The organism is Pseudomonas sp. HP_08 (genome assembly GCF_055284095.1).
This window is the reverse complement of sequence record NZ_JBTOQC010000027.1, coordinates 11,343-30,348: the sequence shown is the minus strand read 5'-3', so window position 1 is coordinate 30,348 and position 19,006 is coordinate 11,343. Positions and strand designations below refer to the sequence as shown.

The 19,006-nt window shown below is 58.5% G+C and carries 20 protein-coding genes; 6 read left to right on the top strand and 14 right to left on the bottom strand.

Annotation, left to right across the window (positions count from 1 at the left end):
• Positions 1-160 precede the first annotated feature (160 nt).
• Genes ACYAS9_RS21725 through ACYAS9_RS21705 form a run of 5 tightly spaced genes read right to left on the bottom strand, consistent with a single transcriptional unit; the run spans position 161 to position 4,409 of the window.
• Positions 161-925, bottom strand: coding sequence for an enoyl-CoA hydratase-related protein (locus ACYAS9_RS21725; protein ID WP_463570371.1), 765 nt, complete (start codon positions 923-925; stop codon positions 161-163).
• Between the two features lie 20 nt (positions 926-945).
• Positions 946-1,827 (bottom strand): amidohydrolase family protein, encoded by an 882-nt coding sequence (locus tag ACYAS9_RS21720; protein WP_463570370.1) that lies wholly within the window; start codon positions 1,825-1,827, stop codon positions 946-948.
• The gene (locus ACYAS9_RS21715; protein ID WP_463570369.1) at positions 1,824-2,462 is read right to left on the bottom strand and encodes a carboxymuconolactone decarboxylase family protein; all 639 of its coding nucleotides are present in this window, start codon (positions 2,460-2,462) and stop codon (positions 1,824-1,826) included. The genes ACYAS9_RS21720 and ACYAS9_RS21715 overlap by 4 nt, the downstream gene beginning before the upstream one ends.
• A 45-nt stretch (positions 2,463-2,507) precedes the next feature.
• Complete coding sequence (locus ACYAS9_RS21710; RefSeq protein WP_463570368.1) at positions 2,508-3,698, bottom strand: CaiB/BaiF CoA transferase family protein; 1,191 nt, start codon at positions 3,696-3,698, stop codon at positions 2,508-2,510.
• 24 nt (positions 3,699-3,722) lie between these two features.
• A complete protein-coding gene (locus ACYAS9_RS21705; protein ID WP_463570367.1) occupies positions 3,723-4,409 on the bottom strand; it encodes a glutathione S-transferase in 687 nt (228 codons plus the stop codon).
• Positions 4,410-5,117: 708 nt separating this feature from the next.
• On the opposite strand from ACYAS9_RS21705, the gene ACYAS9_RS21700 reads away from it, so the two are divergent.
• Together ACYAS9_RS21700 and ACYAS9_RS21695 are read left to right on the top strand one after the other, a co-directional pair.
• Positions 5,118-5,558, top strand: coding sequence for a hypothetical protein (locus tag ACYAS9_RS21700; RefSeq protein WP_463570366.1), 441 nt, complete (start codon positions 5,118-5,120; stop codon positions 5,556-5,558).
• The gene (locus tag ACYAS9_RS21695) at positions 5,551-6,069 is read left to right on the top strand and encodes a hypothetical protein (RefSeq protein WP_463570365.1); all 519 of its coding nucleotides are present in this window, start codon (positions 5,551-5,553) and stop codon (positions 6,067-6,069) included. The genes ACYAS9_RS21700 and ACYAS9_RS21695 overlap by 8 nt, the downstream gene beginning before the upstream one ends.
• A 308-nt stretch (positions 6,070-6,377) precedes the next feature.
• On the opposite strand, the gene ACYAS9_RS21690 is transcribed toward ACYAS9_RS21695, so the two are convergent.
• Both ACYAS9_RS21690 and ACYAS9_RS21685 read right to left on the bottom strand, forming a co-directional pair.
• The gene (locus ACYAS9_RS21690) at positions 6,378-7,634 is read right to left on the bottom strand and encodes a hypothetical protein (RefSeq protein ID WP_463570364.1); all 1,257 of its coding nucleotides are present in this window, start codon (positions 7,632-7,634) and stop codon (positions 6,378-6,380) included.
• A 332-nt stretch (positions 7,635-7,966) separates the two neighbouring features.
• Positions 7,967-8,530 carry an NADAR family protein gene (locus ACYAS9_RS21685; protein WP_463570363.1) on the bottom strand — a complete coding sequence of 188 codons (564 nt, stop codon included), beginning with the start codon at positions 8,528-8,530 and terminating at the stop codon, positions 7,967-7,969.
• A 128-nt stretch (positions 8,531-8,658) separates the two neighbouring features.
• Here ACYAS9_RS21685 and ACYAS9_RS21680 point away from each other — a divergent pair, with 128 nt between their 5' ends.
• Positions 8,659-8,910, top strand: a complete 252-nt coding sequence (locus ACYAS9_RS21680) for a hypothetical protein (RefSeq protein ID WP_463570362.1) — start codon at positions 8,659-8,661, stop codon at positions 8,908-8,910.
• Between the two features lie 215 nt (positions 8,911-9,125).
• Here ACYAS9_RS21680 and ACYAS9_RS21675 read toward each other — a convergent pair whose 3' ends face one another.
• Positions 9,126-9,437: a cupin domain-containing protein gene (locus tag ACYAS9_RS21675; protein WP_463570361.1), complete on the bottom strand. Its 312-nt coding sequence runs from the start codon at positions 9,435-9,437 to the stop codon at positions 9,126-9,128.
• 317 nt (positions 9,438-9,754) lie between these two features.
• On the opposite strand from ACYAS9_RS21675, the gene ACYAS9_RS21670 reads away from it, so the two are divergent.
• Entirely contained in the window at positions 9,755-10,210 is a 456-nt protein-coding gene (locus ACYAS9_RS21670; RefSeq protein WP_463570360.1) for a hypothetical protein, read from the top strand.
• 66 nt (positions 10,211-10,276) lie between these two features.
• Here the strand turns inward: ACYAS9_RS21670 and ACYAS9_RS21665 are convergent, their stop codons facing one another.
• From ACYAS9_RS21665 to ACYAS9_RS21640, 6 genes are all read right to left on the bottom strand, one after another.
• On the bottom strand, positions 10,277-10,819 hold the full coding sequence (locus ACYAS9_RS21665) for a demethoxyubiquinone hydroxylase family protein (RefSeq protein ID WP_463570359.1): 543 nt from the start codon (positions 10,817-10,819) through the stop codon (positions 10,277-10,279).
• Positions 10,820-10,885: 66 nt separating this feature from the next.
• Entirely contained in the window at positions 10,886-13,291 is a 2,406-nt protein-coding gene (locus ACYAS9_RS21660) for a TonB-dependent siderophore receptor (protein WP_463570358.1), read from the bottom strand.
• Between the two features lie 76 nt (positions 13,292-13,367).
• Entirely contained in the window at positions 13,368-14,303 is a 936-nt protein-coding gene (locus ACYAS9_RS21655; RefSeq protein ID WP_463570357.1) for a FecR family protein, read from the bottom strand.
• Between the two features lie 5 nt (positions 14,304-14,308).
• Positions 14,309-14,815, bottom strand: coding sequence for an RNA polymerase sigma factor (locus tag ACYAS9_RS21650; RefSeq protein ID WP_463570356.1), 507 nt, complete (start codon positions 14,813-14,815; stop codon positions 14,309-14,311).
• Between the two features lie 96 nt (positions 14,816-14,911).
• Positions 14,912-15,532: a glutathione S-transferase family protein gene (locus tag ACYAS9_RS21645; protein WP_463570355.1), complete on the bottom strand. Its 621-nt coding sequence runs from the start codon at positions 15,530-15,532 to the stop codon at positions 14,912-14,914.
• A complete protein-coding gene (locus ACYAS9_RS21640) occupies positions 15,529-16,287 on the bottom strand; it encodes a GntR family transcriptional regulator (RefSeq protein WP_463570354.1) in 759 nt (252 codons plus the stop codon). Before ACYAS9_RS21640 ends, ACYAS9_RS21645 begins: the two co-directional genes overlap by 4 nt.
• Positions 16,288-16,502: 215 nt before the next feature.
• Here ACYAS9_RS21640 and ACYAS9_RS21635 point away from each other — a divergent pair, with 215 nt between their 5' ends.
• Both ACYAS9_RS21635 and ACYAS9_RS21630 read left to right on the top strand, forming a co-directional pair.
• A complete protein-coding gene (locus ACYAS9_RS21635; protein ID WP_463570353.1) occupies positions 16,503-18,068 on the top strand; it encodes a 3-hydroxyacyl-CoA dehydrogenase in 1,566 nt (521 codons plus the stop codon).
• On the top strand, positions 18,065-18,844 hold the full coding sequence (locus ACYAS9_RS21630) for an enoyl-CoA hydratase-related protein (RefSeq protein WP_463570352.1): 780 nt from the start codon (positions 18,065-18,067) through the stop codon (positions 18,842-18,844). The genes ACYAS9_RS21635 and ACYAS9_RS21630 overlap by 4 nt, the downstream gene beginning before the upstream one ends.
• Positions 18,845-19,006 lie beyond the last annotated feature (162 nt).

Here is a 19,006-nt window from a genome sequence, read left to right as displayed (position 1 = left end):
GGAGCGCGCTTGTCCCGCGACCGGCTGCGTTAGCAGTCGTAAATCTTCAGCGTTTCATCAATTTTTGTGAGCGCTTCGCACTCAGTCGCGGGCAGAGCGCGCTCCTACCAGGTCGGTGCCAGACGGAAAAATGGTAAGAGCCGGTTTTTATGCCTGCCGCTTAGCGACCGACAAACACCGGCTTGCGTTTCTCGACCACCGCGCGAGTCGCTTCGCGGGCGTCTTCGGTGGCCATCAGGCGGGTGCTGTAGCCCTGCTCGACCTGATAACCCTCCTCCACCTGCATGAACTCGATCTCGTTGAGCGAGGCCTTGCCCATGCGCAGCCCCAGCGGACTTTTGGCGGCGATGGTGCGCGCCAGTTCCCAGGCGCGGGTCATCAACTGATCGGCTGGCAAGACCTCTTCGACCAGGCCGATGCGCAGCGCTTCCCGGGCGTTGATCGGTTGCCCGGTGAAGAACATTTTGCGCAGGTTGCCCTGGCCGATCAGACGCCCCAGGTGCGCACCGCCGCCGCAACGGCCGACGTTGATTTCCGGCATGCTGAAACTGGCTTTCTCCGACGCCAGGCGAAAATCGCACACCGCCGCCAGCACCGTGCCGGCGCCCAGTGCCGGGCCGTTCACGGCGGCGATCACCGGAACCGGACACGCCCTGACCGCCGCAAAGCACTGGCGCACCACGGCGGCACGCGCAGGGTCTTCATCGACCGTGGCGGCGAGAAATTCATGCAGGTCCAAACCGGCACAGAAGGCACGTTCGCCGGCGGCGGTGAAGATCGCGCAGTTGACCGACAGGTCCTGGCCAAGCGTTTCGAACAGCTCACCAATGGCCTGATAGTGCGCCAGGGTAATGGCGTTGACCGGCGCACGGTCGAGGGTGATGACGGCCACGCCGTCCTGAATATCCAAGCGAATATCTTGCATCGCAGCAGTCTCTTGTTGATTTAGAAGCCGAACAACCGGGCCGGGTTATCGACGAGAATCTGCCGTACCACGGCGTCATCGTTGACCCAGGTCTGGAACACATCAAGCAGGTGGCCCACATCGGGCGAGTTTTCAGCCATGCGCACGAAGGGCCAGTCGGAACCCCACAACAGCCGGTCTGGCCGGGTGGCAATCATGGCCTGGTGAAAAGACTTTACATCGTCGTAGCCGGGCGCCTGTTTAGAGACCCGACACAACGACAACTTGGCCCACACCTGCCCGGTTTCGAGCAAGGCCAGAAAGGCCTGAAAGTCTGCTGAGTCGACGCCCTGGCTAACGTCGAACTGACCCATGTGGTCGAACACCACCGGTACGCCGAGGTCCTGGATTTGCTCGAAGACGCCCGGGCAATCGGCGGCACGGGCCCAGATATGCGCCTGCCAGCCCAGCTCGCGCATTTGCGGCGCCAGACGCTTGAGCGTGTCGATGCCGATACTGCCGGCGTAGCGTTTGCCGGAGGTGGGATCGAGCATTTCAATGAAACGCAGGCCACGCACGCCCGCCCGGTGCAGCCGCTGCAATTGCGTGTCACTGATCTCGGCGTCGGCCACGGCAATGCCACGCACCCGGTCGCCGAGCAATTCCAGCGCATTGACCAATGCACGGGTATCGGTGCCATAAGGCGCAGGCTGCACCAGTACGCCGCGACTGAAGCCTGCACGGTCGAGCATCTGCCGATAAACCATCGGCGGCGCCAGCGGAATCGCATAGGTTGCAGGCCCGGTCGGAAAAGCTTCCAGAGGCCCGAAGACATGGCAGTGAACATCGCAGGCGCCAGCCGGCAAGGCCTTGTGCGGCGCGCTGGGCATGCGCACCTCGACGGTATTGATTGGGTCGTTCATCGCTCGCCTCCACTGGCGGCGGCCAGTTTTTCTTCGGCCCGGGCCAGCCGTGTCAACGCCCAGGTGCCGTCAGTGCCACGGTCGAGCGCTTGCAGCGGATCACCGGCGCCGTCCGGCACAGGCACCTGATGCACATTGAGGGTCATCGCCACCAGCGTGTAATAGCCGATCACCGACGACAGATCGACCATCGCCACGGTGCCCCAGCGTCGATGCAGACGCTCGTACAGCGCTTGTTGCACATTGCCCTGCTGCTGAAGCTGGCAGGCAAAGTCATAGACATCGGCGTCTTCGGGGTCGTCAAAGCGTGGCGACTCACCACAGCGCAGTGCCTCGATCACCTCGGGCGACAACCCGGCGGCCAGGCCGTCCTGGGCGTGGATATACCACTCCAGCTGACTGTTCCAGCGCCGGGCGGTCACCAGGATGACCAGCTCGGTCAGGCGCTTGGGCAGCGAGGTATTGAAACGCAGCACCTCGCCAAACTTCTGCCAGCGGTCCGCCAGCTCCGGGTTGTGCATCGCCGCGCGCAAAGGCCCCACCAGACGGCCACGCGGGCCGCCGACGACCTCGGCATAGACCTTGGCCTGTTGGGTGCTCATGCCCTCGGGGTCGAACAAGGGAATCCGGGACATTTCTTTCTCCATAATTCAATAACTGACAGTGAACCTGGGGATGCGCTAAGGCGCGCGAGTCAGTCCCAGTTCGCGGAATACTTCGTCGGTGTGCTGACCGAGCAACGGCGGCGCGCGCTCGAAATCCAGCTTCGCGTTGCTCAACCGGATCGGGCTGACCACTTGCGGCACCGTACCGGCCAGCGGGTGTTCCAGGCGCCGGAGCATTTCGCGCGACTGGACCTGCTCATCGGCAAAGACCATGGGAATGGTATTGATCGGCCCGCACGGCACGCTCTGTTTCTCAAGCGCTGCCAGCCAGTGCGCCATCGGCTGTTGCGCCAGGCACTCACGGATCACCGTCAGCAACTCAGGCAAGTGGCGTACACGGGCCTGGTTGCTGGCAAAGCGTGAGTCGGTGGCCATTTCAGGCCGCTCGATGACGCTACAAAAACGCTGGAACTGCCCGTCGTTGCCCACCGCCAGCACAATGTGGCCGTCGGCGCACTTGAAGACATCCTGCGGCTGAATATTGGGATGGCGGTTGCCGGCGCGTTTCGGCTCTTTGTCCGACACCAGATAATTCATCGCCTGATTGGCGAGGATGGCGGTCTGCACATCGAGCATGGCGATGTCGACGTACTCGCCCTGCCCGGTACGTTCGCGATTGGCCAGGGCCGCCAGTACGCCGACCGTGGCATACATGCCGGTCATGATGTCGACGATGGGAATGCCGACTTTCTGCGGGCCGCCGCCCGGTTCGTCATCGCGCTCGCCGGTGACACTCATCAGCCCGCCCATGGCCTGGATCATGAAATCGTAAGCGGCATGATCACGTTTCGGCCCGGTCTGGCCGAAGCCGGTGATCGAGCAATAGATGATGTCCGGCTTGATCGCCTTGAGGTCTTCATAGCCCAGGCCGTAGCGCTCCAGCGTGCCGGACTTGAAGTTCTCCAGCACGATGTCGCACTGCGCCGCCAGCTCGCGAATGGTCTGCTGCCCTTCCGGGTCGGCCAGATCGACCGTCACCGAACGCTTGCCGCGATTGACCGCCAGGTAGTAACCCGCCTCTTTGGTGGCGTTACCGTCACGGTCCTTGAGAAACGGCGGGCCCCAGGTGCGGGTATCGTCACCGACCTGCGGGCGCTCGACCTTGATGACATCGGCGCCAAGGTCCGCCAGCACCTGACCCGACCAGGGACCGGCCATGATGCGGCTCAGGTCCAGCACTCGAATATGGGAAAGTGGTCCAGCCATGCGGGTGTGCTCCTTTTATAAGGGTTATTGGGCAACGGCCGCGGCGTCGTCGTGTACGACGGTGGCGATGGCTGAAGGACGTTCGCTGAAGGCGGCGTACCAGGCCGCCAGTTGCGGCCGGTTATCACGCCAGTTCAGCACCTGCCAACGGAAATCCAGATGCCCGAGGGCACAGGCAATAGCGATGTGGCCCAGGTTCAGCGGCGTCGAGGCTAGCGCGGCGGCTTCCTGCTCCAGGGCATTGAGAATGCGCTGGGACTTGAGGGCAAACGTCGCCAGATAGGCATCGTTGACCGCGTCATGGGCAAGCCCGCGATCGCTGAACCAGTTGCGCCAGACCAGCAGCAAATCGAGAAAACCATCGCCCAGCGCCTGCCAGGTCATGGCCTGAAAGTAGGCCTCTGCGTGCTGCGGCACCAGGCGATGGCCCTGATGCAAACGGTCGAGGTATTCGCAGATAACCCGCGAATCGAACAGCGCCTGACCGTCGGCAAGCACCAGGGTCGGAATCTTGTTCAGCGGGTTATCCAGCAACACCTGCTCGTTGGGCTGGGTCATGCCGACCACATTTCGCACGCACTCGACGCGGTGCAATTGCCCGGTTTCATGCAGCACGATCATCACCTTGCGCACAAACGGCGAGCGTGGCGACCAGTGCAGCTTCATCGGGGTGTAGGTGTCTGGAGCGATAGCTTTTGTTGTAAAGGTCACTTTTATGCCTATCAACTAACTTTATGACCTTTTAAGTATAGGCAGGTCTTGCGGGAGACGGCTAGCCCGTGAGGGGAGATTTTTTGACGGGGGGTTTTGGGGCGAGAACTTTGTAAGAGGCTACCTTGCTGCGCTTGTCGACAGCAGGAAAGGCGAAGCGACGGTTCCTGAAAGCGCGGCGATCATGAGACTTGTGAACGGCTGCTTTCGGCCAAAAGCAGCCATTGCCCTGCTTAGTACTTGGCGACCTCCGAGACAGCGTGCGTAAAGCTGACTCATTCGACCAAGGTATTGATGCGGGCCACCTAGACGAGCTGGATGACAGGCACTCTCCCTACAAGACGACCTGCTTCAGAGTGCTGGCGACGTTGCACGTACGCAGGTCTGTTGAAATTACTCGAACGTAGGCCGAATGATACCTGAAACTGGTATTGTCGATCCTAACCTGCTTCTCCGGCAGCAATCAGATCTGCATCGCATCAGCAGAAGCTAAATCCGTGCTGCTGTCACAAATGTACGCTAGCCTCTCGACAGGAAGACCGGTTTGATCGCAAGGTGGGGATCACACACTCAGCGGAGTTGCCATGCACGGTGGATTTTTGACGGTTTGATGGGTGCGTCGTCCGGTTTAAGATAGGGAGAGGTGCTTCTGTGCGCTTCTCGATGAATTGATCGTCTGGCTCTGCCATCACTCCAGGACTGATTTTAATGTTGGTTGATATATTTCTCGTAAAATTTGAACTTGATTCTAATTCTGCATATGTTGACGGCATGTCGGATTTGGTTGAGTCCGTAAGTGTGCCATCAGATATCTTTCGTAGCCTTGTTGCGGGGACAGATGCTGCCAAGCTTTCAAAGCTGCAAGTATTCGAAGACGAAAGCAAGACCGAGAGCTTTGAAATAGGATGCTACTTACCTTCCGATGTATCTATGCTTAGGGCTCGCCTGCGAGAAATGTTCTTGGCCAAGGTTCGCGACTCGGCTGCTGCGGCCGGCTCTGATTCCGCCATCCAGATTAACGTTAAGTTACTAGAAGAGATGCTAGGTGAGTTAAAAATTATCACGAGCCTAGACGCACTACTAACGCGAAAATTGCAAGGCTTTCGCGATGACGACAGCGTAGTAGTGAGGGCCGATATCAATGAGTGACAAAAAAGCTAAGGACGGAGAGCACGGCGCACTGGCTCTTCTCGCACTGGCCGCGCTTGAAGATGACCGTCTTGAGGTCATGCGCTATTCGGAAACGAATGTGCCAGACATGGGGCAAGATATTTTTTTGACTGCAACTAATGACTGGGTGCAGAAAACAGGAAAGCTCACAAATCCTGACTATAAACCACCAGAGAAATTCAGTGCATTGCCTGGAGATTCAGTGCGAAGGGTACGTGTTGATGTCAAAACGTCTAAAGTAATTGATAAAACACTTATTCAGAAGGCAGGGGCCGATATAAAGAAGCATCCCACCACCGATACGCATATTATTTTAGGCGGCAGACTCACATCCGCAAGTCAAAAGGAGCTTGATCAAGTGAGGAGTGACTATCCCTCTAAAGAGGTATTGCACATCAGTGACGACGGGATTAGAGCATTGGCATCTGAAGTGGGCATGCCGATAGAAAAGCTGTTCCCCCACCTTATAGACGAAACAAAAGATAAATAGCATGAGATCAAAGTGGCGGTAAATCCGCACATCGGTTTCAGGCCACTAGATTACTGTCGACGACGGGATTCAATGCTTTAGGGCCTATGCGTAGATAGCATACCCGTATGCGCCCGCACGTGATCGACTGAGGCCGGTCGGCTTCTGCCCATCGGGAAACGGCATCTTTGGGTCGATAGCGGTCGGTTGCGACCGCATGCTATTGACCCATACCCAACCAATATCGACACCAATCTCTTCGAACCCTCCGGATAGCTAAGAATATCGGGGGTGTACGTAACCATATTACGCCGATAAATATCATACGTTTATTCATCATCCAAGGTGTCGGAAGAGTTTTTAAAACTAGGTCGTCTACGCTTGCCTGAGGGCACTTTTCCGAAGTAGTGCTTTACAACCAACTGATTAAATTTTTCCACCGCCGACCTTGATACATCCTTCCGGGTAGCCATGCCTTTGTCCACCTCCGCCACGAGTGTCACGAGACCTAATTTGGTTAGACCTTGGCGAAAACGGAGTGTATGAACAGCCAGCCCTCGTATCACGTCATGCGGAAGCAGGAGGCTGTCCTCACCAGATTCGATCCTACGAATTCGATGAGCGAATATTTCTGAGAAAACGTCATCATTTCCGACTTCTAGGATTGCAGCTAATGCACCCAGTTCCTGTCGTGACAGTTGATTGAAAACCTGTTCATCAGCATCAAGAGACACAAGCTTCCTCAGTCGAGTTTTATCTATATATGGCACCGGCAGTTCCAGGCCGATAAATCCAGAAAATTCATGGTGCGTTAGAATCAAATCCACAGCTCGCTTGAAAGCTCTTCCCGAAAGCTTAAACTCTTGCATGAAGGCTTTCTTCACTGAATGAAAGTCAGAGGACTCGCTCCACGTCGACCGTGGAGGTAAGCTCTTTGCCAACTTTTTTATCTCACTCCGTGACAGCTCTTCAGTCATCGTGCCTTGGCCATATTCATAGGTGAGAACATCTACTTGCATTTCGAAATTTTCTGTACCGTCGAAAAGCTTTTTTAGAGATCGCTCAAGGAGTTCTAGGTTGATGTGTTGCAGTTGTTTTAGGTGTAACTCATTGTTCAACGAACGGGAATAACGAAAAGTCTGCCCACTGGGATCGATTGCAGCGAATGCGTCAATTGCAAATCCAAGCGGCTGAAGGAAATCAGGCAGTCTTCGATCTGTTATAACACAAAGTTTCGTAAGCTCTTTCAACAAATCCCCAAGCTCATGTTCTACGAGAAGCTTCTCATTGAACACGGAGCCCCTCAATTTTGCCACTCGTTGTATTTGTCGCTTTAAAAAAAGTTCAATATGGTGTCGGGCATTGAAGCAAATGGGGTAGATTAGAGCATCTTGAGCGACAAACGTCTCCTCTTCAGAATCCGAATCAAAAATATGCTGCACCTTCGCTGCGTTAATTAAAACAAGGGCGGCCTGCGCAAAGCCAAGAACATAGCCATAATCCCCATCTCCACCCGCATTTTCTCCAACGCAAGCGTTTAATGAAAAGTCGGGGCCGGATCCGAACATAATTTCTTCAGAATTCAATTATCTTACTTCCTATCAATACGCATTTTTTCCATATTTCGCGTTAAGACCCACTGAAAACTACGCGAGGCGAGAGCAATACCCGTGCAACTGGGACGGTGTAATAACAGTCTGGGTGAGTATAGCAACGCTGCGGCTACAAATGTCCGCTATGGGTCGATAGCTGCCTTCCGCGAGGGGCAGCCAACGGCCAGAAGCAGCTGCTCGAAGTTATCGACAAAAATTCGGGTGACTCCGCTTTTGTTGATGACGCGCTGTTTTGATAAGGCCGAACGCAAGAAGCCCTGGCGTTGGCCAAGGCTTCTGAGTTTTTCGTGAGTAAGGTCAGGTCACTACCTTGGGGCTGGCGTACTGGTCCCGTCCCGTACCTGCATCAACGCAAATCCCAGTAGATTCAAGCCTTTCCACAGATTTGGATTGTTCGCATCCGCGTTGTCCTGTGCGAGCCCTATACCCCAGATGTCATCGACCGGGCTGGCTTCGACAATAACGCGCGAACCGGTTTGTAGCAGATATTCGTTTAACTGCGGATTCTGAGAGAACTTGGCTTGGTTCGCTCGAACGACGATGTCGTATCGGTGTTGCAGCCAAACCTTATCATTAAACCCGTGCACGTTGCGGCCAAGTGCTTTGGCGGCTTTAGGAGTAGGAGCGTGGAGCACCTGCGCACGAATTTCCTGATCGTCGAACAAGGCCGCTTTCTCGGCCATCATGAAGTGTTCGGCCGTCGGGTAATGTTGACCATCGACAATAAACCCGGCCTCGAACCATTGGCTGAAGCACGAAGCCGTGACGACAGTTTGGCTACGCTGGTGCCCCCAGAAAAACGTAAAGCTCAGATGTTCTCCTGAGTTGAAACGGGCACACAGCTCTTTCAGATGTTCAGAGTCGTTCAATGGGATACCCTCGCTAACTGAGGATCGAAGTTACAGCTACAGTGCTGGCCAAGGCAACCACGAAGCTCGGTAGGTCTTCGGCTGAACAAATCCAGTCTCAGGCACACGTCAAATCAAAGGAGTAATACATGGATTTTCGGTTTCAGATTGCTTCTGATGTGATCAGGAATGGTCTCGGGATTGAACTTATCGACGCGACTGGGTTGGTGTGTGCTGAGGTGTTCCGATGTGATGCTAACAACACTCTAACCATCTCCTTGTTTACCGAGGATTTGCCGTATGTACAGGTCGAGGAGCTAGTGTTACGTGCACGGAAAACATTAGGTCCCTATGAGGATGGAACACCTTTACCCATACCTCTAACCCACAAATGTGCTTAATCCATAGGGACTTGGCTATAACCGCACTGAACCATGGGCACTGCACGATTCTACTTCTCCCGACCGGCCGCATTGGGTCGAAAGCTGCCTACGCACACGGCCCAACTGCCGCCAGCCAAGCCCGGAGCTGGCTCGATTTACCACTAGCGCCGGTCAGTCCAGGGAAGACAATCCCATGAGCCAGATAGGTCATGATGAGCCATAGCCAGGTCAACTCAAACGCTGCCCTCACGTTCGATAACCAGAATCCGTGCCTCTCCATGAGGATGCGCAACATGTTCACATCCAGCCCCTGCGAAAAACACGTCGCCAACCATCAATGTCACGACCCGCTCGATACCTGACTCGCGGTAATACATATCTACCGTGCCGTCGAGGACGGCGAAAACTTCCTCACCATCGTTGACATGCCACTTATATGGCTGGTCGGTCCAGTGGAGGCGGACGGTGGTTCCATCCATGTTAGCTATGTCGTCAGCCCCCCAAGCGCGAGTGGCGGTGAAATCTTTGCTACGAATAACTCTCATTGATCACGGTTCTCGAACAGGGGGTAATTTCTACCAATCTATCAGAACCTTAGATCCTCCACCGCTGGCCGAAAAGAAGACCTGGGCTGAACGTCCGCGGTTGGCCGTCAGCGACCTGTCACGACTGACTGAAACCGAATCTGAACTACCCGTCTTATAAGGAACAAAGACGTCCTGCGCAGTCAGAGCCAAGGTTACCGACCCGCCAGTGGAACCGACTGAATATTGTGGTGGTCTTCAAGTGTGCCCCCCCTGGCAACAGTTCTTACATAGGGGCAGTCCGCAACGTTGGAATATTTTTCAATAGGAGGTTCCGCGTGCCCTGGAAGTCGAATCTTGTCGTGCTCGCCCTGTGTGCCGTTGCCGTTTCGGCGCAGGCCCAATCCGATCGTCAAGTGGTCGAGGACATGGTTACTCGCTCGGCCAATGTCTGCCCAGGCCACAGCACCGAGCGCACCCTGCCCACGGTGAACGCGGTACCCGTCGGCGCGTTGCGGGTGATGCTTGATCGTGGTTTGGTCATGTGTCCCGACCGGCGCCTGGACGCCGACGCGCCGGCTGTGTTCTACGGCAGAGTTGGCGTCTTCGGGTGGAACCCGGAAGTGCCTGCCAGCTCGGAGGTGATCGTCAAGCAGATCGGCGTCATGACCCGAAAGGACGAGTACCCACCGGCCACCTTGGTCTGGGATGCCAAGGGTATGCCACTTGAACAGCGCACTGTGCCCGCTTTCGAACCCAAGCCAGGGGCTGCTGTGCTGTACCAGATACGGTGACTTTGTGTTCGGGGAGCCGTTCGGTCGTTAATGGCGGCAGTAAAACCCGCCAATGACACTCGCTTGCTAAGAACGCATCCCCATCCAGATTACAGCTTCAGTCCATGCCGTCACCATGGGGGTCAGCACCCTGAACCAGGGGTCGCGCACATCAATCTGCGCGGCTGAGTGGTCATGATGGTGCTGCTCTTCCGCCACAATCGAAGTAATGGCCGTGACCGCATGGCGATCGATATCGCGCAGCACATCCAGTTGATGAGCCAGGTGCTTGAGCACCACACTTTCGACGGCGACGGTGGTCGCCACAATGGCTTTGCGGCCACACAGGCCAGTCACCAGACCCAGCGCCAGACCGCCGATACCGCACAACCAGTAACTACGGCAGCGCGGATAACGGCGACGTTGCAGTTCATCCTGAAAAATCGCCCGGTGGCGGCGCTCGTGGGCGAGAAACTCCTTGAGTTCATTGACCATGCCGGGGACGAAGAGCCGGGCCATAAACAACTGTCCGCTGTAGATGCAGATCGCACCATGCTCGCCCGCATGATCAACCTTCATCATGCGGTTGCCGAGGTCTTCGCCCTTAGCCGTATCGTCTGCTGAGTTCAAAGTGGGTTTTCTTGTTCAATGGATTTGGCCATGTCCTTCCCTGGATGCATGGCGATAAGCATCTTATTAAAAGCTGTAGCGGGCCGTCAGCTTCAAATTACGTGGATCGCCGTAGATATCGTACGGGTCATAGCCGCCATTGGCGACGCTGACGTAGTAGGTACGGTCGAACAGGTTATTCAGGTTGACCTGCAGATCCAGTTGCTCGCTGGCCTTGTAGCCTGCCACCAGGCCGACCACGGTGTACGAGCCCTGCTGGTTTTTCCATGCAGTGGCACCGCTTCCACCCGAGGTGCGGATTTTGCTCTGCTGGTAGACATCACCGCCAATGCGCCAGCGCTGCAGCTCACCGGGCAAGGTGTAGATCGTGGACAACTTGAACAGCTGACGCGGCAGCCTGCGGTTGAAGTCCTGGCCTTCCAGGGAGGCGTTGGCGTCGCTGACGTATTTCGTCTGGGTGTAGGTGTATCCGCCGGCCAGTTGCCAGTTTTCGCTCAGAGCGCCCTGGAGTTCCAGGTCAATACCCCGGCTGCGCACAAGGCCGGAAGCCTCGTAGCACGAACTGGTGGCGCTGGTACCGCAACCTTTGGCATCCGCCAGTTCCTGAGCGCGATTCTTCTGATCGATCTGGAACACCGCCATGCTGGCGTTCAGTGCGCCATCAAAGTATTCGCCCTTGATGCCTACCTCGTAGTTCTCCCCCACGATCGGGACGATCACTTCTCTACCGAGGCCTTTTTCGGTCTGTGGCTTGAAGATATCGGTGTAGCTGACATAGACCGAGTGATTGGCGTCCAGGTCATAGACCAGGCCGGCATAGCGGGTCAGGTTGCGCGTGACCTTGTAGCTGCTTTCTGGGGTTGTCCTGTTTTCAAATTCGTACCAGTCCACGCGGCCGCCGAGAATCAGCGACAGCGGCTCGGTCAAGCGCAGCCGGGTGCTGGCATAGAAGCTGTCCTGGGTGGTGGTCTCGGGACGGCCGTTGGGGCCTTTGGTGATCGTGGGCTTGGCGTGACCCCGTGGATCCCACGCGAAGAGATCGGTGCCACTGTCGATAAACGCTTCCCAAAGCTTGCCGGTTCGATAATCCAGCTGGCGCTTGCTGACGCCCACGGTCAGGTCATGTTCCTGGCCCAGTAGCTGGAAGGGGCCGCTGAGTGCCAGGTCGTAACCGGTTTCCTTCTGCTCCATGGCTTGCGTCCACAGATAGTGACGGTTGTAGGCCCATACGGATGAGGCCAGCACATCCGTGTTGGTCGTCGACTGCATGGCGGCCATGCGCAGTTTCCAGTCGTTGGCGAAACCCTGTTCCAGGGTCGCGAAATAACCGGTGGTGCGGTTGTCCATGTATTCCCAGTCATGCCCCAGGAAGGTGTCGCGTGACAGCCCAAGGTGCCCTCCGCCACGGGCCATGGGCAAGCCGCCCCAGACGTAGTTGGTGTGGTCCTTCTGCCGGTAGGCACCGAGCGTCAAGGTGGTGCTGTCGCTCAGGTCGGCATCGACCACGCCGTAATACAGATCGGCGTCACTCTCTACAGAGTCGCGGAAGCTTTTGGAATCCTGCCGCGAGATCACGGTACGGGCGCGCAGGGTGCCGTTTTCATTGAGCGGGCCGCCGATGTCCAGCGTGCTGCTGTAATCGTCCCAACGGCCGGCGCTGCCGGTGAGCGTGGCCTGGAATTCATGGGTCGGGCGCTTGCGCACCAGGTTGATGGCGCCCGCAGGGCTGCCGGCGCCCTGGGCCAGGCCCGTGGCGCCGCGAACGATTTCCACCCGGTCATACATGGCCAGGTTGGCTTCGCTGCTGGGCAGGTAAGTGAGGAAGCTGGTGGGAAAGCCGTCGTACATGATGGTGTCGACGTCGAAACCACGTGCGCTGAACGTGGGCCGCCCCGGGCCGCCAGAATTATTGAGATAAATGCCCGGCGCACTTTGGGCCACATCGCCGATGGTGGTCATGACCTTGTCGTCCATGCGCTTGCGCGTGACCACGCTGACCGACTGCGGCGTTTCACGCAAGGTCAAGGGCAGCCTGGTCGCAGTCTGCATGGCGCCAGTGGTGTAGGAGCCGGTGTTTTCGGTCGTTTCACCCAGGTTCCGGGCGACGATTGCGGTCTCCCCCAATTGCAGGGCACTGCTCGATTCGGGGGCTTTTTCCAGCATCACGCTATTGCCACCGGTAGCCCGCCAGATCAAGCCGCTGCCTTTCAACACTTCAGCCAGCGCGGCCTCTGGCTCTTTGACGCCGACGACACCGGGGCTGTTCTTGCCGACGACCAGCGTGCCATCGAATATCACCTGCAATCCGCTTTGAGCCGCCAGGCGGTTCAGCGCGTTTGCCAAGGGTTGCTGAGGGATATTGAAGTGATGGGGATCGGCAACCGCCAGACCGGATATCAGCATGCACAGCAGTGTCAGTGGGGCTACGGACAAAGGTTTGATTGGCAAACCTTCAGGTAACGGATGGTGCATCAGTGCTCTCCCTAATACGAAGCATTATCGTTCTAGGGAGGGAAGACGGATGACACGCCGACAACCGTAAAAATAATCAGTTTTTGGCTGAGACCACCAGCAGGTAGTTCGTGTAACGCTCGATCCTGAGCGCAAAGACGCTCTCCAGCGTCGCCAGGCCCTCGTCCAGATGATCAAGTTGAAAGGTGCCGCTGACCTTGAGTGCGCCCAGGCGCTTGTCCCTGATCAGCAGGATGCCCGGACGATAGCGCTCGACCTGTTCAAGCACCTGCGAAAGCGGGGTCAACTCAAAGACCAGGCGGCCCTGCTCCCAAGCGAGCATCTTGTCGACATCCACACTCTGCTTCGTGCCCAGGCCGTCGGTACGCGCGCCAACGGTTTCGCCAACGCCGAGCGTCACCTTGTCAGGGCCCTCGGTGACGGCCACACGTCCACGGCGTACCGTGACGTCGACGTTCTCGCCCTCACGGCGCACCGCGTAGATCGTGCCCAGGGCTGTCGCACTCAAGTCACCCGCCTGCACACTGAAGGGACGTTGCGGGTCCGGCATGACATCGAACAGGGCTTCACCCTTGCGCAGGGTAATGCGCCGGCCATCGGCCGCAAACTTCACATCAACGGCGCTGTTGGCATTCAAGGTGATGCGAGAACCATCGGCAAGCACGACCTGCCGACGCTCACCGGTGCCGGTGTGATAGTCGGCATCCAGTGCCATTTTTTGCATCCCCGTCACGCCAAGCCCGAGTACCAGTGACGCCGCGATGCCCATCGCCCAGATTCGACGCGAGGACGGCCGGGCTACAGCGCGAGGCTCAGCCAGGTGCGCACTTAAACTCCACAAATGTCGCGCTTCGATAAACGCTTGCTGATGCTCCGGAGCCTGTTCGCACCAGGCCCGCGCCGCAGCCACATCGGAGGGCAGCACGGAGCCTGAGGTAAGGCGAATCACCCAGGCGTGGGCGGTGCGCTGAACCTCGGAGACGGACTGGGGAGTGTCGGGTTGATCGTGCATACCGGTTATCGTTGCAGGCATTGGCTGAGAAAGTCGAGCGCAATAGCTAATTGCTTTTCCACCGTACTGGTCGATACCTGCAGTTGCAAGGCCACGTCCTTGTGCGCAAGGTTTTGCAGCCGGCACAGGGTAAAGATCTGCTGGCACTGGACAGGTAAACGGTGCAAGGCGTGAGCCATCGCCGCGAGGTCTTTTTGCGCGACCACGACATCCAGCAACGGCGGGCTTTCGCCCGTCACCTCATAAAGGTAGGCCATGCCTTCGTCGAGGTGCACTCGGGTCTGGCTGCTGCGCGCATGGTCAATGACCAGGTTCCGGGCAATTTTAAAGATAAAGCCGCGTAGATTGAGCACCGGTTTGCGTGGCGGCTGACGGAGCAGGCGCAGGTAGGTTTCCTGAGTCAGGTCGGCAGCGGTTTCAGGATTGCGCAGCTGGCGATGAAGAAACGAACGCAACTCGGCGGCATGGGCCCGAAAGGCCAGCTCAAGCTCTTCGGTGGTCATGCTCGACATTATCAAAAGTCACAGAGCGGAAAAGCCGACACTTTAATGATAACGCTTCGTATTAACAATGTTTTTCTGGAGAGGCCTGAACAGCCACTCGCCCCCTCAAGAAACGGGCCGAGTCATCTGCGCGCACGCCCGCGCCTCGAACCCGACCTGCCACTGCGCCAGCAAAGGCCGCCCTGCCCGCCACTCCAGATCCTGGAAGCGAACGCCCAGATACCCCAGCGCACACCCCAGCGCAATATGCCCGATGCCAAAAGCCGCAGCCTCCAGCTCACCAACCTCCCGCTCAAGCCGGTCCAGCGTGGCATCGACCTTCACCCGCGCCCCGTGCAGCAGCGCCGCAATCTGCATCTGCGGGGTGCGATCACGCTCATGCCGCCAGGCAATCAGTGTGTCGCACAAGCCATCGCCCAACGCCTGCCAGCGCAGGGCTTGCCAGCGCGCATCACCGTGCGCGGGGTATAACTCGGCGGCCGCACTCTGTGAATCGAGGTACTCGCAGATCACCACCGAATCGAACAGCGCCTGGCCACTTGGCAACACCAGGGTCGGAATCCGGATCAGCGGATTGTCGGCAATCAGCGCTTCATTGGGCGCCTGGCTGGAAACTTTGGTGCGAATGCAACGCACCTGATCCACCAGGCCCAGCTCGTGAACGCAGCACATGACCTTGCGCACGAACGGCGAAAGCGGCGACCAATGCAGCACCCATTCACTCATTTGACGCTCACCTTCACGTCCAGACGCACGACATCGCCGCGGTACACGCCGTCGCCCACGAACACCAGCCGGCCCTTGGAATCCACGGCGGTGCGGTAGCAGTAGACCACCGGCGCGTTCAGCGGGATTTCCAGTGCTTCGGCGGTTTCCAGATCGGCCGTGCCGACGGTGATGGTCTGGTGGACTTCGACCAGCTTGAGCCCCGGCAGATCGCGCAGGATTCTCAAGGTGGTGTGGCTGGCGAGCATCTCGTTGGGGATCTTGCGGGTCAGCCGTTCATCGATATAGGCATTACCGATGTAATACGGCCGGCCATCACGCGAGTGGCGGCGGCGCCAGCAACGGTACTCCGGGGCCAGTTCGCCGATCTTGTGCTGGATGTTGACCGGCTGCGCCTTGACGTCGAACGCCAGCACTTCGATCGAGGCCCCTTCTGGCGACAGCAGCAGGCCCGACCAGTCCGTCGGCACCTCGCACCACATCTGCTCTTGCGGCTGCTGGATCACGAACGTGCCTTTGGCCCGATAGCGCTTGATCAGCTTGTCGTCTTCAAGAATGTCCAGCGCCTGGCGCACCGTGGCCCTGGCCACGCTGCATTCGGCCGCCAGGTCGTCGACCGTGGGAATCTGCTCTCCCACCGGCCACACGCCCTGCTCGATGCGCCGGCGAAACAGGGTGGCCAGTTGAATGTAACGCGACACGCCGCTGCGACTGAAGTCGACGCCCGGCCGGTTGAGAAAGTCCACATCGGTCATCTGGGTTGCCTCGAATAAGGGAGCGGAACAGGCGTCAAGCGTGCTCGCGCTTAGACGGGCAAGTATTGCATAAAGGCAAAATACCAGTCGATTGACCTTTGAGACGTAAGCGCCAATAAATCCTATAGGCCAGCCTATTGACTTATATGAAGTGTAACTCGTAAGGTTTCGCTCATTCCGGGCGCCTGACGCCTGTGCAGCCTTGCGAGGACCTTATGAAAACAACGCCCCCCTCACCCGCCGGCCTTCCTGCCAGCACCCGTATCGGCATGATTGGCGCCGGCACCATGGGCAACGGCATTGCCGCTGTCGCACTGCGCGCAGGCCACCGCGTGAGCCTGCATGACACCCGCGCGCAAGCCCTGGACAGCGCCGCCGAGGCGATTGAAAAGATCGTGGCGCGCTGGGTGAAACGCGGTGACCTTGCGGCCTCGGCCCAGGCTGAATACCGCGCACGCCTGACATTGACGCCAACACTGGAAGCGCTGAGCGACTGCGGCCTGGTGATCGAAGCCATCATTGAAGACCTGCCGATCAAGATCGGCGTGTTCAGCGCACTTGAGCAGATCGTCAGCCGCGACGCGATTCTGGCCAGCAACACCTCATCGATCTCGATCACCGCCATTGGTGCCGGCCTGCACCATCCCGAGCGCCTGGTGGGCATGCACTTTTTCAACCCGGCCACGGTGCTGCCACTGGTCGAAATCGTCAGCGGTGAGGCAACCGACCCACAGATTGCCGAGCTGATTGCAGGCACCGCAACGGCCTGGGGCAAGTCGCCGGTGCATTGCCGGTCTACGCCGGGCTTTATCGTCAACCGTGTGGCGCGGCCGTTCTACGGCGAGGCCATGCTCGCCCTGCAGGAACAGGCGTGCAGCACGGGTACGCTGGATGCCGCCTTGCGCGATGCCGGCGGCTTTCGCATGGGGCCGCTGGAGTTGATGGACCTGATCGGCCATGACACCAACTTTGCGGTGACGCGCAGCGTGTACAACAGCTTCTTTCAGGACGCACGCTACAAGCCCTCGCTGGTCCAGCAAGCGCTGGTCGACGCCGGCTGGCTGGGGCGCAAGAGCGGCCGTGGCTTTCACTCGTACGTCGACGACGCGCCCGCGCCGGCCGTGGACCTTGCGCCGCTGGCGCAAGCGCCTGATCGGGCGGTGTTCAAGGGCACTTTTAACGGGATAGAAGCGCTGGTCAGCCTGGCAAGCACCCATGGCCTGGCGTTCGAGCAAACCGACGGTGAAGGCTCGATCACCGTGGCAGACGCGCAACTGCAACCGTCGACCGGTGTGACCGCGACCCAGCTCGCCGCCGCCGGAGCGCATCGCAACGTGGTGCTCTTCGATGCCTCGTTCGACTACCTCAAGGCCAGCCTGATCGTGCTCGCCAAGGCCGATCAATGCTCGGATCAGGCACTGGCCCACGCGGTCGGCTTTTTTCAGAAGCTGGGCAAGAACGTCGCCGTCATCAACGATATTCCGGGCCTGCTGGTGCTGCGCACACTGTGCATGCTCGCCAACGAAGCCGCCGAAGCGGTGTGCCATGGCATCGCCTGCGCCGAGGATGTCGACACCGCCATGCTCAAAGGCGTGAACTACCCGGTCGGGCCGCTGGCCTGGGCCGACCGTTTCGGCAACCGCCAAGTGGTGCGCGTGCTCGATCATCTGGCCCAGGCCTACCCCGACGGCCGCTATCGCCCCAGCGCCCTGTTGCGGCGCAAAGCGCTGACCGACAGCCTGTGGACCGACGCCAACTCACCTGTGGAAACCGCCCAATGAACCCGCCTACCTCCCCGGTTCACCTCAGCCTGCACGACGGTTGCGCGGTCATTACCCTGGACCGCGCCGAACGCCGCAATGCCCTGAACCTTGAAATCAAGCACCTGATCGCTGACGCCGTCATCGCCTGCGAAAACAACGCCGATGTCCATGTGATGATCATCACCGGTGCCGGCGGCTACTTTGTAGCGGGCACCGACATCGCCGAAATGGCCGACATGACACCCTTGCAGCACAGCCTGCAAGCGACGGGTCGGGTATTCGAGGTGCTGCGCCAATGCAGCAAGCCGCTGATCGCCGCCGTCGAGGGTTATGCCCTGGGCGGCGGCTGCGAACTGGCCTTGAGCTGCGACATCATCATCGCCGCCCGCGGCGCCCGCTTTGGCCAGCCGGAAATCAACGTCGGCATCATGCCCGGCGCCGGCGGCACCCAGCGTCTGCTGAGAACCATCGGCAAGTACCAGACCGCGCTGCTGACCATGACCGGCGAAGCCATCAAGGCTGAACAAGCGTTTGCGAACGGCATGGTTTCGCAACTCTGCGACGACGGCCAGGCGCTGGAAACCGCCTTGCAGATTGGCCACAAAATCGCCGCCAAGCCGCCGCTGGCCATCAAGGCGATCAAGGAAATGCTCAACATCGGCCAGGACGCACCGTTGCAGACCATGCTGAGCCTGGAGCGCAAGACCTTTACCTTGTTGTTTGGCAGCCATGATCAGCAAGAAGGGATGGCAGCGTTTCTGCAGAAGAGAGCGCCGGTTTATCGAGGGCGGTGATGGGCCAAGAACCCATGGCAAGTCAATGTTGCAGAGAGCCTGCACCAAGCGAGGGCGATACATCCAACAGGCTCCTGTCCCTTACGGAACCTAAGTCGCCCACTCGCGTCCTATCGCCTGTAAGTCATGTGCCATCACTGCGTACACCGCACACGGCACGCT

Bases quoted from the DNA above. Each gene is read 5' to 3' on its own strand.
- ACYAS9_RS21725 (WP_463570371.1), bottom strand. From the start codon at position 925: ATGCAAGATATTCGCTTGGATATTCAGGACGGCGTGGCCGTCATCACC.
- ACYAS9_RS21720 (WP_463570370.1), bottom strand. From the start codon at position 1,827: ATGAACGACCCAATCAATACCGTCGAGGTGCGCATGCCCAGCGCGCCG.
- ACYAS9_RS21715 (WP_463570369.1), bottom strand. From the start codon at position 2,462: ATGTCCCGGATTCCCTTGTTCGACCCCGAGGGCATGAGCACCCAACAG.
- ACYAS9_RS21710 (WP_463570368.1), bottom strand. From the start codon at position 3,698: ATGGCTGGACCACTTTCCCATATTCGAGTGCTGGACCTGAGCCGCATC.
- ACYAS9_RS21700 (WP_463570366.1), top strand. From the start codon at position 5,118: ATGTTGGTTGATATATTTCTCGTAAAATTTGAACTTGATTCTAATTCT.
- ACYAS9_RS21695 (WP_463570365.1), top strand. From the start codon at position 5,551: ATGAGTGACAAAAAAGCTAAGGACGGAGAGCACGGCGCACTGGCTCTT.
- ACYAS9_RS21680 (WP_463570362.1), top strand. From the start codon at position 8,659: ATGGATTTTCGGTTTCAGATTGCTTCTGATGTGATCAGGAATGGTCTC.
- ACYAS9_RS21675 (WP_463570361.1), bottom strand. From the start codon at position 9,437: ATGAGAGTTATTCGTAGCAAAGATTTCACCGCCACTCGCGCTTGGGGG.
- ACYAS9_RS21660 (WP_463570358.1), bottom strand. From the start codon at position 13,291: ATGCACCATCCGTTACCTGAAGGTTTGCCAATCAAACCTTTGTCCGTA.
- ACYAS9_RS21655 (WP_463570357.1), bottom strand. From the start codon at position 14,303: ATGCACGATCAACCCGACACTCCCCAGTCCGTCTCCGAGGTTCAGCGC.
- ACYAS9_RS21650 (WP_463570356.1), bottom strand. From the start codon at position 14,815: ATGTCGAGCATGACCACCGAAGAGCTTGAGCTGGCCTTTCGGGCCCAT.
- ACYAS9_RS21645 (WP_463570355.1), bottom strand. From the start codon at position 15,532: ATGAGTGAATGGGTGCTGCATTGGTCGCCGCTTTCGCCGTTCGTGCGC.
- ACYAS9_RS21640 (WP_463570354.1), bottom strand. From the start codon at position 16,287: ATGACCGATGTGGACTTTCTCAACCGGCCGGGCGTCGACTTCAGTCGC.
- ACYAS9_RS21635 (WP_463570353.1), top strand. From the start codon at position 16,503: ATGAAAACAACGCCCCCCTCACCCGCCGGCCTTCCTGCCAGCACCCGT.
- ACYAS9_RS21630 (WP_463570352.1), top strand. From the start codon at position 18,065: ATGAACCCGCCTACCTCCCCGGTTCACCTCAGCCTGCACGACGGTTGC.